At 51.3% G+C, this 23,758-nt stretch carries 18 protein-coding genes; 1 reads left to right on the top strand and 17 read right to left on the bottom strand.

Translation table 11 applies throughout. The features are described 5' to 3' along the window. Window positions 1–30 precede the first annotated feature (30 nt). The 11 genes from QWI17_RS23305 to sdhC form a co-directional block, all read right to left on the bottom strand. On the bottom strand, window positions 31–1,233 hold the full coding sequence (locus QWI17_RS23305; protein WP_302724941.1) for a saccharopine dehydrogenase family protein: 1,203 nt from the start codon (window positions 1,231–1,233) through the stop codon (window positions 31–33). A gap of 29 nt (window positions 1,234–1,262) precedes the next feature. Further along, window positions 1,263–3,179, bottom strand: coding sequence for a biosynthetic arginine decarboxylase (speA, locus tag QWI17_RS23300; RefSeq protein ID WP_302724940.1), 1,917 nt, complete (start codon window positions 3,177–3,179; stop codon window positions 1,263–1,265). A 174-nt stretch (window positions 3,180–3,353) separates the two neighbouring features. After that, a complete protein-coding gene (gene sucD / locus QWI17_RS23295) occupies window positions 3,354–4,226 on the bottom strand; it encodes a succinate--CoA ligase subunit alpha (RefSeq protein WP_302724939.1) in 873 nt (290 codons plus the stop codon). After that, entirely contained in the window at window positions 4,227–5,393 is a 1,167-nt protein-coding gene (gene sucC, locus QWI17_RS23290; RefSeq protein WP_302724938.1) for an ADP-forming succinate--CoA ligase subunit beta, read from the bottom strand. A gap of 168 nt (window positions 5,394–5,561) precedes the next feature. Then, a complete protein-coding gene (gene lpdA, locus QWI17_RS23285; protein ID WP_302724937.1) occupies window positions 5,562–7,016 on the bottom strand; it encodes a dihydrolipoyl dehydrogenase in 1,455 nt (484 codons plus the stop codon). Between the two features lie 93 nt (window positions 7,017–7,109). Then, a complete protein-coding gene (gene odhB, locus QWI17_RS23280; protein WP_302724936.1) occupies window positions 7,110–8,330 on the bottom strand; it encodes a 2-oxoglutarate dehydrogenase complex dihydrolipoyllysine-residue succinyltransferase in 1,221 nt (406 codons plus the stop codon). 45 nt (window positions 8,331–8,375) lie between these two features. Continuing rightward, window positions 8,376–11,207 (bottom strand): 2-oxoglutarate dehydrogenase E1 component, encoded by a 2,832-nt coding sequence (locus QWI17_RS23275; RefSeq protein WP_302724935.1) that lies wholly within the window; start codon window positions 11,205–11,207, stop codon window positions 8,376–8,378. A 237-nt stretch (window positions 11,208–11,444) separates the two neighbouring features. Then, window positions 11,445–12,149 (bottom strand): succinate dehydrogenase iron-sulfur subunit, encoded by a 705-nt coding sequence (locus tag QWI17_RS23270; protein ID WP_302724934.1) that lies wholly within the window; start codon window positions 12,147–12,149, stop codon window positions 11,445–11,447. A 15-nt stretch (window positions 12,150–12,164) separates the two neighbouring features. Beyond that, a complete protein-coding gene (gene sdhA, locus QWI17_RS23265) occupies window positions 12,165–13,937 on the bottom strand; it encodes a succinate dehydrogenase flavoprotein subunit (RefSeq protein ID WP_302724933.1) in 1,773 nt (590 codons plus the stop codon). 3 nt (window positions 13,938–13,940) lie between these two features. After that, window positions 13,941–14,309 (bottom strand): succinate dehydrogenase, hydrophobic membrane anchor protein, encoded by a 369-nt coding sequence (gene sdhD / locus QWI17_RS23260; protein ID WP_302724932.1) that lies wholly within the window; start codon window positions 14,307–14,309, stop codon window positions 13,941–13,943. Beyond that, entirely contained in the window at window positions 14,303–14,677 is a 375-nt protein-coding gene (gene sdhC, locus QWI17_RS23255; RefSeq protein ID WP_302724931.1) for a succinate dehydrogenase, cytochrome b556 subunit, read from the bottom strand. Before sdhC ends, sdhD begins: the two co-directional genes overlap by 7 nt. A gap of 759 nt (window positions 14,678–15,436) precedes the next feature. Between sdhC and QWI17_RS23250 the strand changes: the two genes are divergently transcribed. Continuing rightward, window positions 15,437–16,711: a citrate synthase gene (locus QWI17_RS23250; RefSeq protein WP_302724930.1), complete on the top strand. Its 1,275-nt coding sequence runs from the start codon at window positions 15,437–15,439 to the stop codon at window positions 16,709–16,711. A 290-nt stretch (window positions 16,712–17,001) separates the two neighbouring features. Here the strand turns inward: QWI17_RS23250 and QWI17_RS23245 are convergent, their stop codons facing one another. The 6 genes from QWI17_RS23245 to serS form a co-directional block, all read right to left on the bottom strand. Beyond that, window positions 17,002–18,198, bottom strand: coding sequence for an alginate export family protein (locus tag QWI17_RS23245; protein WP_302724929.1), 1,197 nt, complete (start codon window positions 18,196–18,198; stop codon window positions 17,002–17,004). Window positions 18,199–18,705: 507 nt separating this feature from the next. Then, window positions 18,706–19,152, bottom strand: coding sequence for an excinuclease ATPase subunit (locus tag QWI17_RS23240; protein WP_302724928.1), 447 nt, complete (start codon window positions 19,150–19,152; stop codon window positions 18,706–18,708). A 123-nt stretch (window positions 19,153–19,275) separates the two neighbouring features. Next, on the bottom strand, window positions 19,276–20,631 hold the full coding sequence (gene gorA / locus QWI17_RS23235; protein WP_302724927.1) for a glutathione-disulfide reductase: 1,356 nt from the start codon (window positions 20,629–20,631) through the stop codon (window positions 19,276–19,278). A gap of 72 nt (window positions 20,632–20,703) precedes the next feature. Beyond that, window positions 20,704–20,940, bottom strand: coding sequence for a hypothetical protein (locus QWI17_RS23230; RefSeq protein ID WP_302724926.1), 237 nt, complete (start codon window positions 20,938–20,940; stop codon window positions 20,704–20,706). A gap of 86 nt (window positions 20,941–21,026) precedes the next feature. Further along, the gene (cysG, locus tag QWI17_RS23225; RefSeq protein ID WP_302724925.1) at window positions 21,027–22,427 is read right to left on the bottom strand and encodes a siroheme synthase CysG; all 1,401 of its coding nucleotides are present in this window, start codon (window positions 22,425–22,427) and stop codon (window positions 21,027–21,029) included. 16 nt (window positions 22,428–22,443) lie between these two features. Next, window positions 22,444–23,724 (bottom strand): serine--tRNA ligase, encoded by a 1,281-nt coding sequence (serS, locus tag QWI17_RS23220; protein WP_302724924.1) that lies wholly within the window; start codon window positions 23,722–23,724, stop codon window positions 22,444–22,446. Window positions 23,725–23,758: the final 34 nt, after the last annotated feature.

Genomic DNA, 23,758 nt, shown 5'->3' with positions numbered 1-23,758 from the left:
GTGACGGGCTTTAGGCGACTGACTGATAGCTCAGTCTTCCATTCCTGTTTGCTCGTTCAACTCAACCACTTGCCAGGGCAACCCGTACTTGTTGAGGTCTTCCATAAACGGATCTGGGTCCAGCTGTTCCATATTCCACACACCTGCTCCGGCCCATTTTCGCTCCAGCATCATTTTTGCTCCGATCATTGCGGGAACGCCGGTAGTGTATGAGATTGCCTGAGACTTTACCTCGGCGTAACACTCTTCGTGATCGCAAATATTATAGATGTAATACGTTTTTTCTACGCCATCTTTAACTCCGCGGGCAATACAGCCAATACACGTTTTACCCTTAGTAAGTGGTCCGAGGCTGGCAGGGTCTGGCAGCAGCGCTTTAAGAAACTGTAACGGTATAATTTCTTTGCCTTCGAATTCAACCGGCTCAATCGACGTCATACCGATATTACCGAGCACTTCTAAGTGCTTGAGGTAATTGTCAGAGAATGTCATCCAAAAGCGGGCGCGTTTTATTTCAGGCAAATGCTTAGTGATCGATTCCAGCTCTTCGTGATACATCAAGTATATTTGCTTGGGGCCAATACCGGCCGGAAAGTCAAAAGAACGATTCTCTTCCAGCGGCCCGGTTTCTTGCCAGTCGCCATTGCTCCAATAGCGACCATTGGCCGTTACTTCCCGAATATTAATTTCGGGGTTAAAGTTAGTGGCAAATGGCTGACCATGATCCCCGTCATTACAATCAATAATATCCAGATAGTGTATTTCGTCCAGATAGTGCTTTTTCAGATATGCCGTGTAAACGTTGGTGACACCTGGATCAAACCCTGAGCCGAGCAAGGCCATACGCCCTGCACTGGTAAATTTATCCTGATACGCCCACTGCCACTTGTACTCAAATTTAGCCTCTTCTGGCGGCTCGTAGTTGGCGGTATCGAGATAATCAACACCCGCGGCCAGGCAGGCATCCATAATCGCCAAATCTTGATACGGCAGCGCCACGTTAATGACCAAATCAGGTTGCTCGGCTTTGAGCAAGGCTGTAGTCGCGGCCACATCGTCGGCATCGATCTGTGCAGTTTTCACCGGTCGGGGCAAGTCGGCCGCTATTGCTTTGCATTTCGACTCGGTTCGGCTCGCCAGGACAATTTCGTTAAACACGTCTGGCAACTGAGCGCACTTGTGCGCCACCACACTGCCGACACCGCCGGCTCCAATAATGATCACTTTAGCCATAATTCTGAGGTCCTTTTACTGATTTGAGCTCATCGTTCAAAGTAAGTGTAACCGCGCAGACTTTCCGAGTAGGCGGCCAGCATTTGTTGCCGATCAGAAACGGTAATACGACCGTCGCGAACGGCCTGCTCTGCGGCCATACGAAACTGGCGAAACATGGATTGCGGGTCGTATTCGACATAGCTAAGCACGTCGGAGATACTATCACCGTGCAGCTCATGGACAAAATCGAGGCTGCCATCGCCGTTTATTCTGACGCTAGCGACGTTTGTATCACCAAACAAATTATGTAGATCGCCCAACGTCTCTTGATAGGCGCCCACCAAAAATACCCCCAGGTAGTACTCTTCATCGGGATTGATCGGGTGCAAAGAGACAGTATTGGTTTCTCCTTCAGGGCCGGCAAATTTATCCAGTTTACCGTCGCAGTCACAGGTCAAATCCGCAATTGTCGCCTGCCGTGACGGCTTTTCATCCAGTCGGTGAATAGGCATAACCGGGAAAACCTGGTTAATAGCCCAGGAATCCGGCAGAGACTGAAACACGCTAAAGTTACCGTAATAAATATCGGCCAGCTGCTCTGGCAATTCCTCCAACTCCGGTGGAATTCGCTTCATTTGTGGGATTAGTTCGACAATTTTTTGCAATCCAACCAAACAAAGATTTTCCGCAAACGCCCGATCGCGCAGATTAATTTCACCACTGAAAAAACAGTCGCGCACCTGATCCCGGTAGTAGATAACGTCGTTATAGCATTCCTGTAATTTCTCGAGCTTCACGCCCTTCACTGTGTACCAGAGATTCGAAATTTGCTCGTGTAGTTTCTCTGGGAGCTGCTCCGGTATCGGGCCTGGGTTAAAATGACCCACATCCAACACATTGAAAAGCAACACAGAAGTATGCGCCACTGTCGCCCTGCCCGACTCGGTCACGATAGTAGGATGCGGTAATTCGTGTGCGTCCAACTGCTGCGCAATTGCCTCGACAACATCGACACAATATTCCTCAACAGAGTAGTTGCGGCTATGCCCACTCACACTGGAGGTACCGTCATAATCAATAGCAAGCCCGCCCCCCAGGTCAATGTAGCTCAGGGGTGCGCCTTCACCGACCATCTCGATATAGTATCGACATGCCTCCAAAACACCCGCCCGAATGTTGCGAATATTGGGTATTTGTGAGCCCAGGTGAAAATGCAAAAGCTGCAAACTATGGATTAGCTCGGCCGCTCTTAACAGATCAATGATTTCAACCAGTTCCTTGGTGGTAAGCCCGAACAAACTGCGATCGCCACTGTCTTCGGCCCAATGCCCGTCGACTTTGGTGGAAAGCTTCAAACGCACACCAATAATCGGATCAACATCCAGAGCGCGGCTGCGCTCGATTACCAGCTTCACTTCCGCTACGGTTTCCAGTACAAAAATACATTTGAAACCGAGCTTGCGAGCCTGCAGTCCAAGATCGATAAATTCAGCGTCTTTATAGCCGTTACAGATAATCAGACTTTCGCGATTTTGCAAAACCGACATCGCGATCATAAGTTCGGCTTTACTGCCGGCTTCCAGCCCATGGTTATAGCGCTCACCAAAGCGGGCAATTTCCTCAACAATATGGCTTTGTTGGTTCACTTTAATGGGGAAAGCGCCGCGATACTGTCCCTGATAGCCCGTTGTTGCAATGGCGTGAGCGAAAGATTCGTTGAGAATACTTAGCCGGCTGTCCACCAGGTTTTCAATGCGCAACAACACCGGCATTTGCAACCCGCGCTGTGACAGGCCATCGATGATATCAGTCAGCGGAACCGCGACCTGGCCGTGATCACCTTGGGCGCGCACTTCAACGTTGCCGTTGTCGCTAATACCAAAATAACCGCTGCCCCATTCGTCAATGCCGTAGAGTTCCGCCGATTGCTTGGCAGACCACAGGTTAGCTTGAGAGTCATTCAATCGCTCATCTCCTCTGAGGACCGAAAGAGCGCTGTACGCCCATAAAAGACGCGCAATTTCCCACACTTCTTGGCAAAAGAAAAGGCTTTTTACACCTTTTTAGTATGTGCTGGCGCCGCATTCAAAGGTACAAAAAAGGCGGCCATTGGCCGCCTTTTTCACGCTTGACAAGGCTTACCAGCCCGTCAGTTCCTTCAGCGCATCGCCAATTCCGGCGAGGCTTCGCACGGTTTTAACACCGGCGTCTTCCAGAGCGGCAAATTTCTCATCGGCGGTACCTTTCCCACCGGAGATAATAGCACCTGCGTGCCCCATACGCTTACCCGGAGGTGCGGTAACACCCGCAATGTAAGACACAACCGGCTTAGTGACATTGTCCTTGATGAATGCAGCGGCTTCTTCTTCAGCACTACCACCAATTTCACCAATCATAACAATGGCTTCAGTTTGCGGATCTTCCTGAAACAACTTCAGAATATCAATGAAGTTAGAGCCTGGAATCGGATCACCACCAATACCTACGCAAGTCGACTGACCAAAGCCGAAATCAGTGGTTTGCTTAACCGCCTCATAAGTCAGGGTGCCAGAACGAGAAACGATACCGACCTTACCTGGCTTGTGAATGTGGCCTGGCATAATACCGATTTTACACTCACCCGGAGTGATTACGCCTGGGCAGTTAGGACCAATCAAGGTAACACCTAACTCATCACACTTAACTTTACAGTCAAGCATGTCCATAGTCGGCACACCTTCGGTGATACAAACGATCAGCTTAATGCCACCGTTAGCCGCTTCCAGAATAGAGTCCTTACAAAATGGCGCAGGAACGTAGATAACAGACGCTGTAGCGCCTGTTTCAGCAACGGCTTCAGCAACAGTATTAAAAACCGGCAAACCCAAGTGAGTTTGACCGCCTTTGCCTGGCGTTACACCACCCACCATCTTGGTGCCATAAGCGATAGCTTGTTCAGAGTGGAAAGTACCTTGTGAACCGGTAAAACCCTGACAAATAACTTTGGTATCTTTGTTGATCAAAACGCTCATTTATTTACCCTCCGCTGCTTTAACCACTTGCTCGGCAGCGTCAGTCAGACTGTTCGCAGCAATAATGTTCAAACCGCTGTCTGCCAATACTTTAGCACCCAGCTCCGCATTGTTACCCTCAAGTCGCACGACTACAGGCACTTTTACGCCGACTTCTTCAACAGCGCCGATTACGCCTTCGGCGATGAGATCGCAGCGAACGATACCGCCAAAGATGTTGATAAGCACCGCTTGAACGTTGTCATCTGACAAAATGATTTTGAATGCTTCAACCACACGCTCTTTGGTGGCACCACCACCTACGTCGAGGAAGTTAGCAGGTTGGCCGCCATGCAGTTTTACAATGTCCATGGTGCCCATAGCCAGACCCGCACCATTGACCATGCAGCCGATGTTACCGTCCAGTGCTACGTAGTTTAGTTCCCACTGAGCCGCATGCGCTTCACGCTCATCTTCTTGCGAAGGATCGTGCATTTCGTGCAAATCGGGGTGGCGGTACATAGCATTGCCATCAACGCCTACTTTAGCGTCCAGACAGTGCAGGTCACCGGCGGGGGTGATAACCAACGGATTAATTTCCACCAGAGCCAAATCTTTTTCTTTAAACATTTTGCCAAGACCCATGAAGATCTGCACAAATTGCTTAATTTGCTTGCCTTCCAGGCCCAGCTTGAACGCGAGGTCACGCGCCTGATAAGGCTGTGGACCAACCAGAGGGTCGATGGTCGCTTTGATGATTTTCTCAGGCGTTTCTTCTGCCACTTTCTCAATTTCAACGCCACCTTCGGTCGACGCCATAAAGACAATGCGACGGCTGGAACGATCAACGACAGCGCCCAGATACAATTCCTGATCAATATCGGTACAGCTCTCTACCAAAATGCGGCTAACAGGCTGACCCTTTTCATCTGTTTGGTAGGTAACCAAATTCTTACCCAGCCACTGCTTGGCAAAGGCTTCGATTTCGCTCTTTGATTTAACCAGTTTTACACCACCGGCCTTACCGCGGCCACCGGCGTGTACCTGGGCCTTTACGACAAACTCGTCACCGCCGATTGTGTCGGCCGCTGCAACGGCTTCTGCTGACGTCTGTGCAGCCACACCTGTGGACACGGGCAAACCGTATTGTGCAAACAACTGTTTGCCTTGGTACTCATGCAGATTCATGATACTTTTCCGTTCGTTAACGTGAATTGAATAACGACAGCGAGCTCGCGTTTTGTGCGACCTCGCCCCTACTTTTCTTCCCGACTACAGATGTTGTGGCTCAATACCTGCAATCACAAATCCCACAAGCTGTCACCTGGGGATTTGCATTTTTCATTGTTGGAATAATTATTTCTTACGCTTGCGGTTAGGCATGTGAATAGCGTGCCCACCTACGGCCAGAGCGGCTTCTTTAACCGCCTCAGAGAAAGTCGGATGACCAAATACAGTCATACCAATATCTTCAGCGCTGGAACCGAATTCCATCGCGATAGCAACTTGCTGAACCAAGTCGGATGCCGCAGGACCTACAATATGAGCGCCCAACACCCGGTCAGTTTTAGCATGTGCGATGATTTTCACCATACCCTCAGCTTCGTCTGAGGCTACCGCACGACCTACCGCCATAAACGGGAAGGTACCTACTTCGTATTCTTCACCTTCGGCCTTCAGTTGCTCTTCGGTTTTACCCACAGACGCCACTTCAGGGTGAGTGTAGATTACATTAGGAATAATATCGTAGTTCACGAGAGGCTTCTGACCGGCTATACGCTCGGCAACCATAACGCCTTCTTCCGAGCCTTTATGGGCCAACATCGGTCCGCGCACTACATCACCTACCGCCCATACTCCGGGGGCATCGGTAGAGCACAAATCATTAACGTATACGAAACCACGCTCGTCCAGATTCACACCGCTGTCTTCGGACAACAGACCTTCGGTGAATGGCTTACGGCCAACGCACACAATAAGCTTATCGAACACTTCTTTTTGCTCATTACCGTCTTTATCGGTATAGGTAACTTCAACTTCTTTTGTCTTTCCTTTGCCTTTGACTTCAGTGCCGGTTACGCGGCAGCTCAGGCGAATATCCAAACCTTGTTTGGTAAAAATCTTTTGCGACTCTTTTGCAATCTGCTGATCCATCATGGCCAAAAAGCTATCCATAGCCTCTAGCAGTACAACGTCAGATCCCAAACGCTTCCAAACACTACCCAGTTCAAGGCCAATAACACCGGCGCCAATCACGCCCAAACGCTTAGGCACTTCCTGGAATTCCAACGCGCCGGTTGAATCCACAATTACGTCGTTGTCAACGGGGGCTACACCGATATTTACCGGAATAGAACCGGAGGCCAGGATGACATTATCCGCTTCCAGAACGCTGGTTTTGCCGTCGTTATCGGTAAACTCAACTTTCTTGCCAGACAACAACTTACCTGTGCCGTATAAGCTTTTGACTTTGTTGGACTGAAACAAGCCAGCAACACCGCCTGACATTTGCTTAACAACCGCCTCTTTGCGCTTAATCATGGCGGGTACATCAATCGCCAGTTTGCCAGTGCTGATACCGTGGCCAGCAAAGCCTACTTCGGCGTAATGATATTTCTGAGAGCTGTCGAGCAGCGCCTTAGATGGAATGCAACCTGTGTTCAAACAGGTACCGCCATTGATGCCCTTGCCGTCTTTGTCTTTCCACTTTTCAATACAAGCGGTTTTCAAGCCCAGTTGAGCGCAGCGGATGGCCCCTACATATCCGGCGGGGCCAGAACCAATTACAATCACATCATATTTGTCAGACATAGTCTCATTCCCAATAGTTTTCTCGTAGCCGGCGTTGGTGTCCCGGCACTTCAATATTGCCAGCGGCCGGTAAGCCGCCGGTAGCAGTCAGTCTTAAATCTCGAGCAGGATGCGCGCGGGATCTTCCAGCAGCTCTTTAATCGCAACCAAGAACTGTACAGCTTCTTTACCATCGATCAATCGGTGGTCATAAGACAAAGCCAGATACATCATGGGCAGAATCTTCACTTCACCATTCACAGCCATCGGACGCTCCTGAATTTTGTGCATGCCCAAAATAGCGGTTTGCGGCAAATTCAGAATCGGAGTGGAAAGCAGCGAGCCAAATACACCGCCGTTAGTGATGGTGAAGGTACCGCCGGTCATTTCATCAATAGAGAGCTTGCCGTCGCGGGCGCGCAAACCAAAATCACGAATGGTGGACTCCACTTCGGCTACGCTCATTTTTTCACTGTTGCGCAACACAGGCACTACCAGGCCTTTCTCGGTAGAGACGGCAACACCGATATCCTGGTAACCGTGATACACAATATCATCGCCATCCAGTGAGGCATTCACCGCTGGGAAGCGCTTCAGAGCTTCGGTTGCAGCTTTAACAAACAAGCCCATAAACCCTAGACGAGTGCCGTTATGTACTTTCTCAAACTTATCCTTGTACTGTTTGCGCAACTCCATCACCGGCGCCATATTAACTTCGTTAAATGTTGTCAACATGGCTGTCGAGCTGGTGGCGTCAAGCAAGCGCTCAGCAATGCGTTTACGCAGACGTGTCATTGGTACGCGTTTTTCAACACGATCACCTTCTGCAGCAATGGGCGCTGGCGCGGGAGCCGCGGCGGGTGCCGAAGCCGGTGCCGCGGCAGGCTTACTACTCGCTGAGCTGATGTGATTCATCACGTCTTCTTTGGTGACGCGTCCATCTTTGCCCGTACCGTCCACAGCGCTTGGGTCAACGTTATTTTCGTCGGCCAGTTTGCGCGCAGCGGGGCTCAATATTTTGTCATCAGGCGCTCCGTCAGAAGAACTTTCAGACTCAGGTGCTTCGGCGGCTTCGGCCGGAGCGGCAGCACCAGCAGCGCCAGCGTCAAATTTGGCGATCACTTCATTTGACAACACTGTGTCGCCCTCACCTTTCATGACTTCGCTAATCACGCCGTCAGCGGGGGCAACCACTTCCAAAACCACTTTATCGGTTTCAATATCAACAATCAGTTCGTCGCGTGAACAGGCTTCACCGGGTTGCTTGTGCCAGGTCGCAACGGTCCCGTCCTGGACGGATTCGGGGAATGTAGGGGCTTTGATATCTGTGCTCATTACGTTTCCTTAGCTTTCGCTAGCTTTCTCTATTCAGTTGCGTGCTTATACACTCAATGCTTCGTTGATAAAGCGCTTCTGTTCTTCAAGGTGAACCGAAGCGTAGCCGGATGCAGGTGCAGCAGAAGGATCACGCCCTACATAGCCCAGGTACAAATTCGGGTTCAGGTCATACACCACACGGCGCATGTGATGCTGGCTTGAGTACCAAGCACCTTGGTTCATTGGCTCTTCCTGACACCACATAACATCCTTGATTTTGGTAAATGGCGCCAAAGCGGCCTTTAGCTCTTCTTCCGGGAATGGGTAGAGTTGCTCCAGGCGAACCAGCGCTACGTCGTCTTGTTCACGCTTATTGCGCTCTTCCAGCAGGTGGTAGTAAACCTTACCGCTGCACAACACGACGCGCTTAACCTTGGAAGGCTCGAGCTCGGTGTCACCAATAACATTTTGGAAGCTACCTTGCGCCAAATCTTCCAGGCTTGAGGTCGCCAGAGGGTGGCGCAGAATCCACTTTGGACTCATCACCACCAATGGGCGACGCATGGGGCGTATCGCCTGGCGACGCAACATGTGGAAAACCTGAGCCGGTGTGGTGGGTATAACCACCTGAATATTGTGCTCTGCACACAGCTGCATAAAGCGCTCAAGACGCGCGGAAGAGTGCTCCGGCCCCTGCCCCTCGTAGCCGTGAGGCAGCAACATGGTCAGACCGCACAAACGACCCCACTTATGTTCACCACTGGTAATAAACTGATCAATCACAACCTGTGCGCCGTTGGCAAAATCACCAAACTGGGCTTCCCAAATAATTAGGGCGTTGGGGGTTGTTGTCGCGTAACCGTACTCAAAAGCCAGTACAGCTTCTTCAGACAGGTACGAGTCGTAGAGGTCAAAGGTAGGTTGGTTTTCGCTCATATTCGCCAACGGCGTATGGCGCCGACCATCTTTCTGGCTGTGCAGTACGGCGTGACGGTGCGAGAAAGTGCCGCGGCCCACATCTTGACCGGTCATGCGGATTTGATGCCCCTGCTCAACCAAAGTAGCGTAGGCCAAAGTCTCGGCGAAGCCCCAGTTGATTGGCAGTGCGCCGCCGGCCATTTTCCGGCGATCGTCATAAATTTTCGACACTTGACGCTGCAGCACCATGCCGTCTGGTACTTCACACATTTTGTGAGCGACAGCCTGCAGGGCCTTGAGTTCGTAGCCAGTTTCCGCCGGTGTTTGCCAATCGTGACCAATATAAGGCGACCAATCGACAAACAGCGAACTGTCGGGCTCGCTAACCAAACCGCTGGCGACACTTTCGCCGCGATCCAATGATGCGCGATAGTCATCCATCATCTTGGCTGAGTCTTCGGCGCTGAGCACACCGTCATTGACCAACGTATCTGAATACAAGGTGCGCGCGGTTTTCTGTTTGCGAATGGCCTGATACATCAAAGGCTGAGTCGATGATGGATCATCGGCCTCGTTGTGACCGCGACGACGGTAACAAACCAAATCGATCACCACGTCTCGCTTAAATTCGTAGCGATAATCCATCGCCAACTGCGCGACAAACAGCACCGCATCTGGGTCATCGGCATTGACGTGGAAAATGGGTGTCTCGATCATTTTCGCTACATCGGTGCAGTACTCAGTGGAGCGCGCATCTTCACGGTAGCTGGTCGTAAAGCCCACCTGATTGTTGATTACCAGGTGCAATGTTCCACCGGTTTTATAAGCGCGGGTTTGAGACATCTGGAACGTCTCCATAACCACACCTTGACCGGCAAACGCGGCGTCGCCGTGAACCACAATCGGCACGACAGTCTGGCCTACTTTGTCGTCACGACGATCTTGGCGAGCACGTACAGAGCCTTCCACCACTGGCGACACGATCTCGAGGTGAGACGGGTTAAAGGCCATCGCCATGTGCAACTCGCCGCCCGGTGTCATCACATTTGACGAGAAACCCTGGTGGTATTTCACATCACCGGAGGTATCCACCAAACGCTTGCCTTCAAATTCACCAAACAGTTCCGCCGGGCTTTTACCGAAGATATTCACCAAAGTGTTGAGACGCCCACGGTGAGCCATACCCAGAACAATTTCTTTGGCGCCATAACCACCGGCACGCTTAACCAAAGCATCCACCAATGGAATGAAGCTTTCACCACCTTCCAGACCAAAACGCTTGGTGCCAGGGTATTTGCTGTCGAGGTGACGCTCCAGCCCCTCGGCGGCGGTCAGTCGCTCCAGCACGGCGAGACGCTGCTCTGGGCTATAGGTCGGTTTAGAACGCACACTTTCCAGACGCTGCTGCAACCACTGCTTTTCCGCAAGGTTGGTAATGTGCATGATTTCAGGGCCAACGTGACCGCAGTAAGTCTGCTCTAAGGCGGCAACTATATCTTTCAGAGGGGCTTCTTCGCGGCCGATAAACAGTGGGCCGGTTTGGAAAACAGTATCGAGGTCGGCAGAGGTTAGTCCGTGGAACGCAAGATCCAGGTCGGGAACCTGCTCGCGCTCCATCAATCCGAGCGGGTCGAGTTGGGCCTTTTGATGCCCGCGAAATCGGTAGGAGCTAATTAGCTGCAGCACCTTGACCTGTTTGCGCTCGTGCTCAACCGAGATTGAGCCAGCCACTGTCGGTGACGCTGCGCTTGATCGCGCTTTGGCTAACTGAATAAATTGCTCGCGAATCACCGAATGTGGTGTATCTTGAGAAACGACCCCCTCTACGCGAGGTAACTGATCAAAGTAATCGCGCCATTGCTCAGGTACGCCATTGGGGTCGTGTAAATATATGTCGTAGAGATCTTCCACATATGAAGCGTTCCCACCAGAAATATGGGACGTGCTCCAAAGCTGCTCCATAATGCTGTCTTGCATTCCACCCACCTTGTAAAGAGGATTCGGCCGGCCTAGTTACCGACTCGGCCCGGGCGATAACCTGGGCTCCCCAGCTATTTCATTAATAGCCGTTAGCTTCCAATAACGCGCTCAGCTTTTGGCCGAACACGCCGCTTAAAGTATGCCAATTCAGAGTCTGGCACATACACAAATGCGCTGCATGCGGGTTACCCCTCAAACAGCGCATCGCGTGACTCAAAAGCAGTCGAGAACCGCTTAGGTCGCACTGCGCAATAGCATAGACCGGATATGGCCAATGGCCCGGGTCGGGTTGAGACCTTTGGGACACACTGCAACACAATTTTGAATACCGTGACAGCGGAAAACGCTGAACGGGTCGTCCAGTTTAGACAAGCGACTCTCGGTCGCCTCGTCGCGGCTATCTACCAGGAATCGATACGCCTGGAGCAAGCCGGCAGGGCCGATAAACTTGTCGGGGTTCCACCAGAAAGACGGACAGCTGGTTGAACAACAGGCACAAAGTATACACTCATAGAGCCCGTCGAGCTTAGCTCGATCTTCCGGTGATTGTAACCGCTCAATGGCAGGAGCGGGGCTATTATTCTGCAAATAAGGCTCAATTTTTTTGTACTGTGCATAAAATTGAGACATATCCACCACCAGATCGCGAATTACCGGCAATCCAGGCAGTGGGCGCAGTATCAGCTTGTTGTTTTTCACACACTCAGAAAGCGGTGTAATACAAGCCAACCCATTCTTACCATTGATGTTAACGCCATCAGAGCCGCACACACCTTCACGGCACGAGCGACGATACGCCAAAGAGGTGTCTTGAGCTTTCAGCAACTCCATGACATCCAATACCATTAAATCTTTGCCCTGAGTGTCAACCTCGTAAGACTTCATATAGGGCGCGGAGTCAGTCTCCGGGTTATAGCGATAAATTTCTACTTTCAACATAACTTATCCACCCCATTAATAAGTACGAGCTTTTGGCTCAAACGCGTCCATCGACTTGGGCGCAAAATTTACACTGCGCTTGCCTACCCGCTTATCAACGGGGAAGAACATCGAGTGACACAACCAGTTCTCGTCGTCGCGCTCCTGGAAGTCTTCGCGAGCGTGAGCACCACGGGATTCCTTGCGCACTTCGGCGGTAATTGCTGTAGCCTCTGCCACTTCAAGCAAGTTCTGCAGCTCAAGCGCTTCGATCCGCGCCGTATTGAACGCATTACTCTTATCGGACAAGGTTACGTTGGCGATACGATCACGCAGATCGGCCAACTTCTTAATGCCCTCTTCCATAAATTCGCCTTTGCGGAAAACACCGAAGTGATTCTGCATGACGTTTTGCAACTCTGTACGCAATTGGGCTGTGGACTCCCCGCCCTCAGAGTTATTCAGTCGATCAAGCCGCGACATGGCCGCATCGATGTCCGACTGGCTGGGCTCACGCAACTCGATACCTTCACGCAAACTCTTTTCAATATACTGACCGGCAGCGCGACCAAACACCACCAAATCGAGCAGCGAGTTACCGCCCAGGCGATTGGCTCCATGTACCGACACACAGGCCGCTTCTCCGCACGCGTAGAAACCCGGAATGACGTGATCGTTGCCGTCCGCATCCTGAGTTAACGCCTGCCCGCTCACATTGGTTGGAATGCCGCCCATCATATAGTGACAGGTTGGGACCACTGGAATCGGCTCTTTTACCGGATCAGCGTGAGCGAAAGTGCGCGATAATTCCAGAATACCCGGCAACTTCGCATTCAGGGTTTCTTCACCCAGATGGTCTAGCTTCAGATAAACATGATCGCCATTCTCGCCGCAACCACGCCCCTCAAGTATCTCAAGGACCATAGAGCGCGCTACGACATCACGCCCGGCCAAGTCTTTGGCATTGGGCGCGTAACGCTCCATAAAGCGCTCGCCATCTTTATTCACCAAATAGCCGCCTTCACCGCGGCACCCTTCAGTAACCAAGGTACCTGCACCGTGAATACCGGTGGGGTGAAACTGCCACATCTCAATGTCTTGCACAGGGAATCCTGCGCGCAGCGCCATGCCAATACCATCACCGGTATTGATGTGAGCGTTGGTTGTAGAGGCATATATGCGCCCTGCACCGCCGGTGGCAAAAACAGTCGCTTTTGATTTAACAAAAACCACTTCACCATCTTCAATATTAATGGCGATAACACCCACGACCGCTCCGTCCTGGTTTTTCACCAGATCAACGGCAAACCACTCGTTTAAAAACACTGTGTTATTTTGGACATTCTGCTGATACAGGGTATGCAGCAGCGCATGACCGGTGCGGTCCGCAGCAGCACATGTTCGCGCAGCCTGGCCACCGCGACCAAAATCTTTTGACTGACCACCAAATGGGCGCTGGTAGATTCGTCCGTTCTCAGTGCGCGAGAACGGCAGCCCCATATGCTCTAGCTCGAAAACAGCCTCGGGCCCAACAGAACACATGTACTCAATCGCATCCTGATCACCGATATAGTCAGACCCTTTAACGGTGTCATACATATGCCAACGCCAATCATCTTGCGGGTCGGAACTGGCAATCGCACAGGTAATGCCGCCTTGCGCGGACACCGTATGAGAGCGCGTCGGGAATACTTTGGTAATAACGGCTGTCTTGTAACCAGACTGAGCGAGCTGCAAGGCTGCGCGCATGCCGGCGCCACCGCCGCCAATCACAATACCGTCAAAGGAAATCGTACGCATATTAGCCATTAATCAAAGCCCCCAAATAATTTCGAAACCCCAGACGGTGTAGGTGATCGCGACAATACCCAGCACCAGCTGAACAAAAACGCGCACCGCGGTGGCCTTGCCACCGAGCGTCATAGGAGTAATGTAGTCAGTTAATACAGCCCACAGGCCGATCCAGGCGTGCGCCACAATCGACAATAAGGTTATCAGGCTGAAAACACGCACCCACAACTGATCGAACAGCGCGCTCCACTGACTGAAATCAACATCGGGATTGATCACCAGGTAGGCAACCAGAAACAACACATAAGCGGTCATAGCAACCGCACTAACACGCTGGATCAACCAGTCGTAAAGTCCACTGCGGCCTAAATTTGTAATTGACGTTACCATACCCAGACTCCTGCCAATACGATCAGTACAACAGCCACCACCAGCGCCACTTTGGCACCAAGGCGACCACCTTCGTAGGTTTCACCCACACCACAGTCCATAATGAGGTGACGAACCCCCATGGCCGTGTGATAGCCCAAGGCCGCAAGCACAGCCCAAACAATGAACTTACACAGCGGGCTTGCCAGTGCATCTTGCACCGCGGCGAACCCCTCTTCGGAACTTAGGCTGGAATCAAGCATCCAAAGCAGCACAGCAACACCGGCGAAAAGCGCGACGCCGGACACCCGATGGGTAATGGAAACCAGTGCGGTAATAGGTAGCTTGATGGTAGAGAGCTCGAGATTGACAGGTCTTTTTTTGTTCACGGTAGCTAATCACCTTTATGCCCAAAGGGCCGGTTTTAAGAAGTAAGAGCGGGCAGCCATCCCAATGATTTAGGAGGGTTAATTTGTCGTGCGCCAAAAAAGTGCGCATTAGATTTGCCGCCAGCCACATCCTGCAAGTCGCGGCGTATTATAGGGATTTGAGGGACGAAACACAAATAAATTGACCTGGTTAGAATTTGCATTTTTTGCTGATTTTCCAAGCACTTCCAGACCGTTAACGGCACTCTACAGACAGGTTTTGTGCGCCACCGGCGTGCAAAAACACGCCATCGCCCCAACATGGACAAGCCCTCTGCACCAATACCGCCCACGCACCATACTTTTACGCTGCGCATGCACAAAAAGTTGCTTAAATTAATGCGCAATTGCTGGTCAACGCTATGCCTCGACGGCCAATCTCATCTATAATGCCGCCTCCCACTGACGAGGTAGCACTTACTAGCCAGGGGACGTGTTGCCTGCGGGTATCACAAAGAGCCACGAAGCTTCAAATGCCGCCGCTATAATAGCAGCCACCCGAAGCCGGAAACAGCAGAGCCTTTATAAAGGGCCGCAGCAACACCCGAGGCGAGTCTGTATGCAGTACTAGCAGCTTCAACTTGCCCCCAACACTAATTCGCAGTGGGCCTATCTCGCTGGCACCTCCTCAAAAGGCGCCTAGCTAGGCAGTTTTGCGCCACTGAATGATGAGCTCGGCCAATTACCGCCGACCTTGCAAAGTAACTACAGGAGTCCGTAATGACTGACAAAAAAGCACGTTTAACGGTCGACGGCCAGGACACTTCAGTTGAGCTGCCTATATATGCATGCACAGCCGGTCCTGACGTTATTGATGTTACCAGCTTGACCAAGAACGGTTTTTTTACTTACGACCCAGGCTTCATGTCGACAGCTTCATGCGAGTCTAAGATCACCTTCATCGATGGCGGCAAAGGCATTCTGCTTCACAGAGGCTATCCTATTGACCAGCTGGCAGAGCATTCAGATTACCTTGAGACCTGCTACTTGCTGCTTAAAGGCGAACTGCCAAACGCCGAGCAAAAACAACAGTTTGTTCAAGCGGTTAAAGACAACTCAGCAGTCGCTCCTTCCATTGCCAAGTTGATTCAAAGCTTCCCAAAAGAAGCGCACCCAATGGCCGTACTGTGTAGCGCTGTAGCGGGTTTAGCCGCTGTTTATAACGATGATACCGACATCGCCAAAGCAGAGGATCGCGACACCACAGCCTATCGCCTTATCGGTCAAATGCCGACACTGGCAGCGATGACGTTTAAACACCTCAAGGGTGAGGACTTCGTAGAGCCCAATAAGGCCCTCGACTACGCCGAAAACTATTTGAACATGACGTTCGGCAACTCCGCCGCCAGCAAGGTAAGTCCAACTCTGGCCAAGGCCATGGATCGCATCTTCCTGCTGCACGCCGACCACGAACAAAACGCGTCTACCTCAACCGTTCGCCTCTCCGGATCTTCAGGCACCAACCCATTTGCCGCGATAGCCGCGGGCATTTCCACCTTGTGGGGACCCGCCCACGGTGGCGCCAATGAGGCCGTACTCAACATGCTGGAAGAGATAGGCTCGGTCGAGAATATCGACACCTATGTTGAAAAAGCTAAGGATAAAGCCGATCCGTTCCGCCTAATGGGTTTCGGTCATCGCGTCTACAAAAACTTTGACCCGCGCGCCAAAGTTATGAAGCAAGCGGCTGACGAAGTGCTATCCGAACTCGGCTTAGAAAACGATCCACTTCTGGCTATCGCCAAGAAGCTAGAAAAAATCGCCCTGGAAGACGAGTACTTCATTCAGAAGAAACTTTACCCCAACGTCGACTTCTACTCTGGCATCATCATGAAAGCCATTGGCATCCCCACTGAAATGTTTACTGTTATTTTCGCCACCGGCCGCGCCGTTGGCTGGTATGCACACTGGGATGAAATGGTAAGCCAACCGTACAAAATTGGCCGCCCTCGCCAGCGTTACACCGGCTACGCCAAGCGCGACTACCCAGAGTAAAGCGCATTAAAAAAGGCCCTTCGGGGCCTTTTTTAATGCGCCAAACTAAAAGCGTATTGATATTTTAATGGCTGGATAGCTGGCCCGCCCTGATCTCACCAATTACCCCTCCTATTGCCAACGCTGCACTTACATTTACCTCGAATATTGGCACTGTCAGATTACAGCAACGCACCGCGATCAATACAAAATCGAACAGCTGCAACCAAAAGCGCCACCAACTCAGTACGAGTGGTGGCGCAGAGACGACTGGAGACTTACTTAATCAGGCTCCTTAGCTTCGCTACACTCTAGAAGGTAGCATTAAGCATCAACCAAAATTTTTGAGTGTCTGAACCGTAATCATCTGCTTGGTAATCTGCATATTTAACCAGAACAAGCACCGGGCCAAACTTTTTAGCGGCGGACACATCGAGTTCCTGACCATAATCAGTGCTGCCGTAATCGGACGCCAGCTCATGATAAGTGGCAGAAAGTTTTACGCCACCGAAAGCACCAGAAGCTCCTACGTAAATATCCTCAACGCCCGCCGCTGGCGTACTTAAAAAGCGGTCCGTCCAGCCCTGGAACTTATGCAAAGTCGCCAACGGAGTACTAAACGCTGCAACACCGTCGTCAGACCCTAGCAGCTCGTAACCCCCCGTTAAACTAACCCCACCGAATTTGAATGCCGCCTCACCTAGCATATAATCCGCATCGTACGATGTAGGGTTATCACCCGCCTCGGTCTGAGTTGCGTACTCCAATGTGTAGGAAAACATATCACCCGCTTTACCTACCCAACGCGCACCCATGGTATCGCTGGATAATGCCGCCGCTGTTTGGTTGTCTAGCAAGTAGGCATAGGCCGATAGTTTGCCCGCGCCCCACCCGGCATAGTTAAAGTTCACCAAGTGTGACTCATGCTTGTGGTCACCAATAGGATTTTGCTCACCAAAAATACGATTGACGTTGGTGACATAAGCATAGAAGAAAGTACCGTCCTCTATTGCCTTGTTGGTTACCGAGAAGGCATCGTAAGTTTGCTCGTTTTGACGCCATCCCACGCCCCCCACGAAACGCTGGTTATCCAGTAAAATACGTTGGCGCCCATACTTAAACGTTGTTTTCCCCAGACCACTGTAAGACAAATAGGCCTGATTCACCTCGGTACCTTCAGGGTCAGGAATGACGGCTGTACCTGGGTTATTCGGATCGTTAGGCGCGGTGCGATAGTCAACATCACCCACTTCCTTCACATCGTCCATCTCTAAGGTTAAACCAAAACCTTTGTACTCTTGTGAGGTGAAAGACAAGCGCGTACGTAGCGTCAACGCATCAGAATCTTCCAAACCATCCCAACTCACGTCTTCGTAACGCAGGCGCAGATTAAGTTTAATATCGCCATCAACCAACGCATCTTTAATGCTGGCAGCCTCTTGCGCTTGCGCTGAAACCGCTCCCACCAAACCGGCGGCCCCCAAGGCCAAAACCAATTGCTTTTTCATTGTTTCTCTCCTAGCTCGTTGTTTAGGTTTTGTTTTCTTCCCGCCGCACTTTTTTGTCTTCAGGCCTCTGGACTTATTTCGTGAGCCTTTTCTGTGCGTGTTGATTGTGTTGTTTTAACCGGCTCACATCGGCAGTAGGGTTAGAGCAAAGCCTATGCCAGTCGTCTAATCACACCCTGAAGATATTTTTTTATTCAATATATTCAAAGCGTTATAGATTCCAAGGAAATCAAACAAAGGAGATCAAAGAGCAAACCTTAGCGGAAGGTCGATTTGCGGGGATGCACGATATTGCGAATCTTTTAGAGAAAACGCATCACTCTAACGCACGAGATTTGCACCAGCGATGCCCAAATGTGGTAGTGCATTATTTTTGGAGCGCACTAGAAGTATGCATTTGCCTAATTTAAACATATTGTGATTAGCCAAAAATATGCACAGAAACAAAAAAGGCGCTCTATGCAAGAGCGCCTTTAAACTGAACTCACTTTTACAGCGTTAGAAAGTTCAGTCCATCGTGACAACGCGGCCCTGCAGTGCAACACCGGCCATAATGGCGCCGGCATGACACTCATATTCTGTTTCGCTACTCATTGTGTTTTTATCGTAGTAGCTAACAATATCAACCACGGCATTACCACCTTCACGTACAGCACGCTCCTGCAGAGACAACAATGCCGACAACATTACCCACTTACACGCTTCTTCATCAGTCTTGTTAAACGCATTGGTTTTTTTGTTGCTGACGAAGGTGCCCATTTTTTTACCCGGCTCTGGGTAAGACTGTTCACCAAAGTACATTTTAACATCGCTGTTGAGCCTATCTTCATACTCAGTCATAACATCCTGAATAGGCAACATCAGAGCATCATCGCGAGCTTCAGCCTGCAGAGCTCCAAAGGTGAGCGCTGTTGCTGCGATTATTGCTAGAGGTTTATTTAAGCGAATAGCCATAAGTGATCTCCTTTCTCTTTTTCAAATGTTCACATCATTAATCTAAGACTTGCGCTGACACGTAATGCAATGTGCAGATTTTAAACTTCGTGCCCAATAGAATACACATTAAAAGCTTACAAACTATGACACAGGTTCACGTAAAGTCACAAACTCTTCTGCCACGGTTGGGTGAATCCCAATGGTTCGGTCAAAATCCGCTTTAGTCACCCCCGCTGACATGGCGACGGCTAAGCCTTGAATAACCTCTCCGGCATCCGCCCCAACCATGTGGCACCCGATGACCTTGTCACTGGACTTATCCACGATTACTTTTACCATGACCTTCTCAGTACTTGTAGTCAATGACAACGGTAAGGGGGTAAAACTGGCACGATAAACATCATAGTTTACGCCAGTATTCTTTGCGTCCAGCTCCGTTAGGCCCACCGTGGCAATATTCGGCTGCGTAAACACCGCCGTAGGGACCAATGGATAATCAACCGGCCCGGGGCCACCATTAGTTTCACCGAAGAGGCGATGCGCTAAATCCATACCCTCAGCCAAAGCCACCGGGGTTAGCTCCATTCGCCCAATGACATCGCCAATGGCGTAGAGATTGGGCTCTGCGGTTAAATAATTCTGATCAACCGAGATAGCCCCGTTACCGTCAAGCTCAATAGACGTATTTTCAATGCCCAAGTCGTCGAGCAGCGGCTTGCGCCCCGTGGCATAAATGACCGCTTCACTGCTCAGTAACTTAGTAGCATTAAGAGTCACCGCAAGGTTTGCCCCCTCAGACTTGATTTCGGTAACATCAGATTCCAGGTGCAAGTGGACACCCTTGCCTTTCATCTGCTCGAGCATCATCTGCCTAATGTCTGTATCGAAGCCGCGTAATATCAGCTCGCCGCGATAAACCAGATGGGTTTCTACCCCCATCCCATTGAGAAAACTGGCGAATTCGCAGGCGATATAACCACCGCCCACAACCACCGCCGAGGCAGGTAGCTCCGGTAAGCTGAAGATTTCGTTAGATGTAATTGCGTATTCGCGGCCGGGTACGTCCGGTACAAACGGCCAACCACCGACCGCCAATATAATCCGCCCGGCCGTGTATTCCCTGTCATTCACCCGTACGCGACCATTGCCTAACAGTTGCGCATGACCTTGCAACAGGGTCACGCCCGCATTCTCTAGCACTCGCCCATACACGCCATTTAAGCGCTGTATTTCCCGCTGTGTGTTATCGCGTAAAACGGACCAGTCAAAGCGAATATTGTCCGCCTGCCAACCATAAGAGCGCCCTCGCTCAAACTGTTCGCGAAACTGACTGGCATAGACAAATAATTTCTTGGGAATACAGCCGACATTGACACACGTACCACCCAACGCACGCTCTTCAACGACTGCAACTTTCGCCCCCAGGCTGGCCGCGACACGACTTGCGCGAACACCACCAGAGCCGGCTCCCACCACCAGCAAGTCATATGTTTCCATAGAGTATATTCCAGACAATAGTTAAAATTGCGATTCTGATTAAGAGGCGCGAGCAGCCAGGTAGGCGCGTTACTAGACTTCGAGGTCGATGCTGGAGCGCTTATTACGACGGCGGTCGCGACCACTGCGAGAATCTAGCACGGCATTTTTCGCGTTTTTGCGGCGATCGCTACGACGCCGCTCCAACTTGGGAGACACATGCTCAGGCAAACGCTTGTCTATCACCAGATCCTTATCTGGCTCATAGCCCGTGGCAGGCTTCGGCTTGCTCACTGGCGAAAGACGTGTAATGGGTCCTAAATAAACCATGCTGGCACTGAATCCTTGGTGATTGTGTGCAATGGCTATCGGCCAACCTGCTGCAAAACTGTACAAATTTTAGCGCGAAATCTCGCCTAATTCACATTTTGGCGGTCTCTATCGCCAAACCAATCCAGATGTCCGCGCAGTGACACCACCTCACCCACTATAATCAGGGTTGGCCCTTTCGCGGCAAACTCTTCGACTTTTGCCGTAATCGTCTGCAAATTTCCCACTATGACACGCTGTTCACGAGTTGTTCCCTTCTCTATCAACGCGACCGGTGTGAGCGGCGAACGCCCATTTTTTAGCAGCATTTGGGCGATTTCCTCCAGCCCCATCAGGCCCATATAAAACACCAACGTCTGACCAGGCATCGCGAGCTCAGGCCAACTTAGGTTGGGGTCATTGTTCTTTAAATGACCGGTTATAAAGCGGACGGATTGAGCGTGATCGCGATGGGTGAGTGGAATACCGGCGTAGGCCGCACAACCTGACGCGGCGGTAATGCCCGGCACAACCTGAAACGGTATACCATTGGCGGCAAGCAGCTCAATTTCTTCACCACCACGCCCAAAGATAAACGGATCTCCTCCCTTGAGGCGCAGGACACGCTTGCCCTGCTTAGCCAGATTCAGCAGCAATTGATTTATTTCGGGTTGCGGTAGGCTGTGCTCACTGCGCCGTTTTCCCACATAGATTCGATCCGCGTCACGGCGCACCAGCTCCATTACTTCAGAAGAGACTAAACGATCATAGAGGACCACTTCAGCTTGCTGCATTAAACGCAGGGCTTTGAGTGTCAGCAGCTCGGGATCTCCCGGCCCACCACCCACTAAATAGACCTCGCCGCCGGTCTGACCGGTTTCTGAGGCGAGTTCGTTTGCCAACATCGATTCGGCTTCGGCCTCATTGCCGGCGTAAACTTGCTCCGCGATCGGCCCTTCTAATACCTTTTCCCAAAAGCGGCGACGTTGATCACCATCGCCAAACTTATCCTTTACCGCCTGCCTGAATCGGCTCGCCAAACCGGCCAGACGGCCATAACTGGCTGGCAGCATTTGTTCCAGCTTGCTGCGCACTCGACGCGCCAGAACGGGGGCTTCACCGCCGCTGGAAATGGCAATGACCAAGGGAGAGCGATCTACAATGGCTGGGGTAATGACGGTACACAACTCTGGGCTATCCACCACATTTACCGGTAAGTGGCGCGCCTGAGCTTGCTCGGATATACGCTGGTTAACGCCGGCATCGTCCGTCGCGGCGACGGCCAGCACGACCCCGTCGAGATCAGTGTCGACGAACTCGCCCAGCCTTAGAGAGCCTTCGGTACGCGCAACTAACGCTTCTAACTCCGACTCTATTGCAAGGCTGACCACATGCAATTTGGCGCCCGCCTTGGCCAGTAAACGCGCTTTACGCGTAGCGATATCCCCTCCACCGACCAGCAACACCCGCTGGCCTCGCAAACGCATAAAGAAGGGGAAATAATCCACGGTGATACCTTGTTAATTAAGCTTCTATACGCTTGAGCCCAGCCATATAAGGCTGCAGCGCTTCGGGTATCAATATACTGCCGTCGGCCTGCTGGTAGTTTTCCATAACCGCCAAAAGGGTTCTGCCGATGGCCAAACCCGAACCATTGAGAGTGTGCAGTAATGCAGGTTTTCCTGTCTCCGGGTCGCGGTAACGCGCTTTTAAGCGACGCGCCTGAAAGTCCCGAAAGCTGGAGCAAGACGAAATTTCGCGATACTTGTTCTGCGAAGGAACCCACACTTCAATATCGTAGGTTTTCGCAGCCGAGAAACCAATATCTCCACCGCACAATATAACGGTGCGGTAAGGCAAGCCCAGCTTCTGCAAGATAGCTTCGGCGTGCCCTGTTAGTGACTCCAGCGCCGCGTCAGACTCCTCGGGGCGGACGAACTGCACCAGTTCCACTTTTTCGAACTGGTGTTGACGAATCATACCTCGGGTGTCGCGACCATGACTGCCTGCCTCGGACCGAAAACAAGGGGTATGGGCGACAAACTTGAGCGGCAACTGGGTGTCTTTATCAAGCAGCGAATCACGCAACAGATTCGTAACCGGCACCTCTGCGGTAGGAATGAGGTAGAAATCCCGCTCGTCGTTCAGCTTGAACAAGTCTTCTTCAAACTTAGGCAGCTGTCCTGTACCGTAGAGCGACTCGGCATTGACGATATAAGGAACATTAACCTCTTCATAGCCATGTTCGTTTTCATGCGTATCGAGCATTAATTGAATCAGTGCCCGATGCAATTTGGCAATTGCGCCACGCATCACCGCAAAACGCGCGCCGGTAATCTTGCTGGCCGTTTCGAAATCCAGCCCTGAAATATTCGCACCCAGGTCAACGTGGTCTTTCACATCAAAATCGAATACGCGTGGCGTACCCCACTGGCGCACTTCGACGTTATCGTCTTCACTGAGCCCTGCGGGCACCTCAGCGGCGGGAATATTGGGTACAGTGGACAAATACTCATCCAACTTATGTTGGACCTGATGCAACTCAGCTTCGGCATTGGCCAAATCCTGTTTCAGCTGATCCACCTCTTGCAGTAAAGGCGTGATGTCTTCACCGGCGGCTTTCGCCTTACCAATATTTTTCGAGCGGCTGTTGCGCTCAGACTGCAAATTTTCAGTTTTCACCTGAATTTCTTTGCGTTCTTGCTCAAGCGAGCGCAGCAAGTTTACATCGAGTTCGAAGCCGCGTTTAGCAAGCCCGTCAGCGACCTCGTCGAGGTTGGCGCGAATCAGTTTAGGATCTAGCATATATTTGACTATTTAACGGTTGGATGGTGATTTT

It is taken from the genome of Gilvimarinus gilvus (genome assembly GCF_030518155.1).
In the GTDB taxonomy this organism is placed as follows: Bacteria; Pseudomonadota; Gammaproteobacteria; order Pseudomonadales; family Cellvibrionaceae; genus Gilvimarinus; species Gilvimarinus gilvus.
This window is presented reverse-complemented; position numbering and strand designations above follow the sequence as displayed.

Coding starts and splice junctions, on each gene's coding strand:
- QWI17_RS23270 (WP_302724934.1), bottom strand. CDS start 12,149: ATGTTGAAAGTAGAAATTTATCGCTATAACCCGGAGACTGACTCCGCG.
- QWI17_RS23240 (WP_302724928.1), bottom strand. CDS start 19,152: ATGGCTATTCGCTTAAATAAACCTCTAGCAATAATCGCAGCAACAGCG.
- sdhD (WP_302724932.1), bottom strand. CDS start 14,309: ATGGTAACGTCAATTACAAATTTAGGCCGCAGTGGACTTTACGACTGG.
- odhB (WP_302724936.1), bottom strand. CDS start 8,330: ATGAGCACAGATATCAAAGCCCCTACATTCCCCGAATCCGTCCAGGAC.
- lpdA (WP_302724937.1), bottom strand. CDS start 7,016: ATGTCTGACAAATATGATGTGATTGTAATTGGTTCTGGCCCCGCCGGA.
- sucC (WP_302724938.1), bottom strand. CDS start 5,393: ATGAATCTGCATGAGTACCAAGGCAAACAGTTGTTTGCACAATACGGT.
- QWI17_RS23250 (WP_302724930.1), top strand. CDS start 15,437: ATGACTGACAAAAAAGCACGTTTAACGGTCGACGGCCAGGACACTTCA.
- gorA (WP_302724927.1), bottom strand. CDS start 20,631: ATGGAAACATATGACTTGCTGGTGGTGGGAGCCGGCTCTGGTGGTGTT.
- QWI17_RS23230 (WP_302724926.1), bottom strand. CDS start 20,940: ATGGTTTATTTAGGACCCATTACACGTCTTTCGCCAGTGAGCAAGCCG.
- QWI17_RS23275 (WP_302724935.1), bottom strand. CDS start 11,207: ATGCAAGACAGCATTATGGAGCAGCTTTGGAGCACGTCCCATATTTCT.
- QWI17_RS23305 (WP_302724941.1), bottom strand. CDS start 1,233: ATGGCTAAAGTGATCATTATTGGAGCCGGCGGTGTCGGCAGTGTGGTG.
- sucD (WP_302724939.1), bottom strand. CDS start 4,226: ATGAGCGTTTTGATCAACAAAGATACCAAAGTTATTTGTCAGGGTTTT.
- sdhA (WP_302724933.1), bottom strand. CDS start 13,937: ATGGCTAATATGCGTACGATTTCCTTTGACGGTATTGTGATTGGCGGC.
- serS (WP_302724924.1), bottom strand. CDS start 23,724: ATGCTAGATCCTAAACTGATTCGCGCCAACCTCGACGAGGTCGCTGAC.
- QWI17_RS23245 (WP_302724929.1), bottom strand. CDS start 18,198: ATGAAAAAGCAATTGGTTTTGGCCTTGGGGGCCGCCGGTTTGGTGGGA.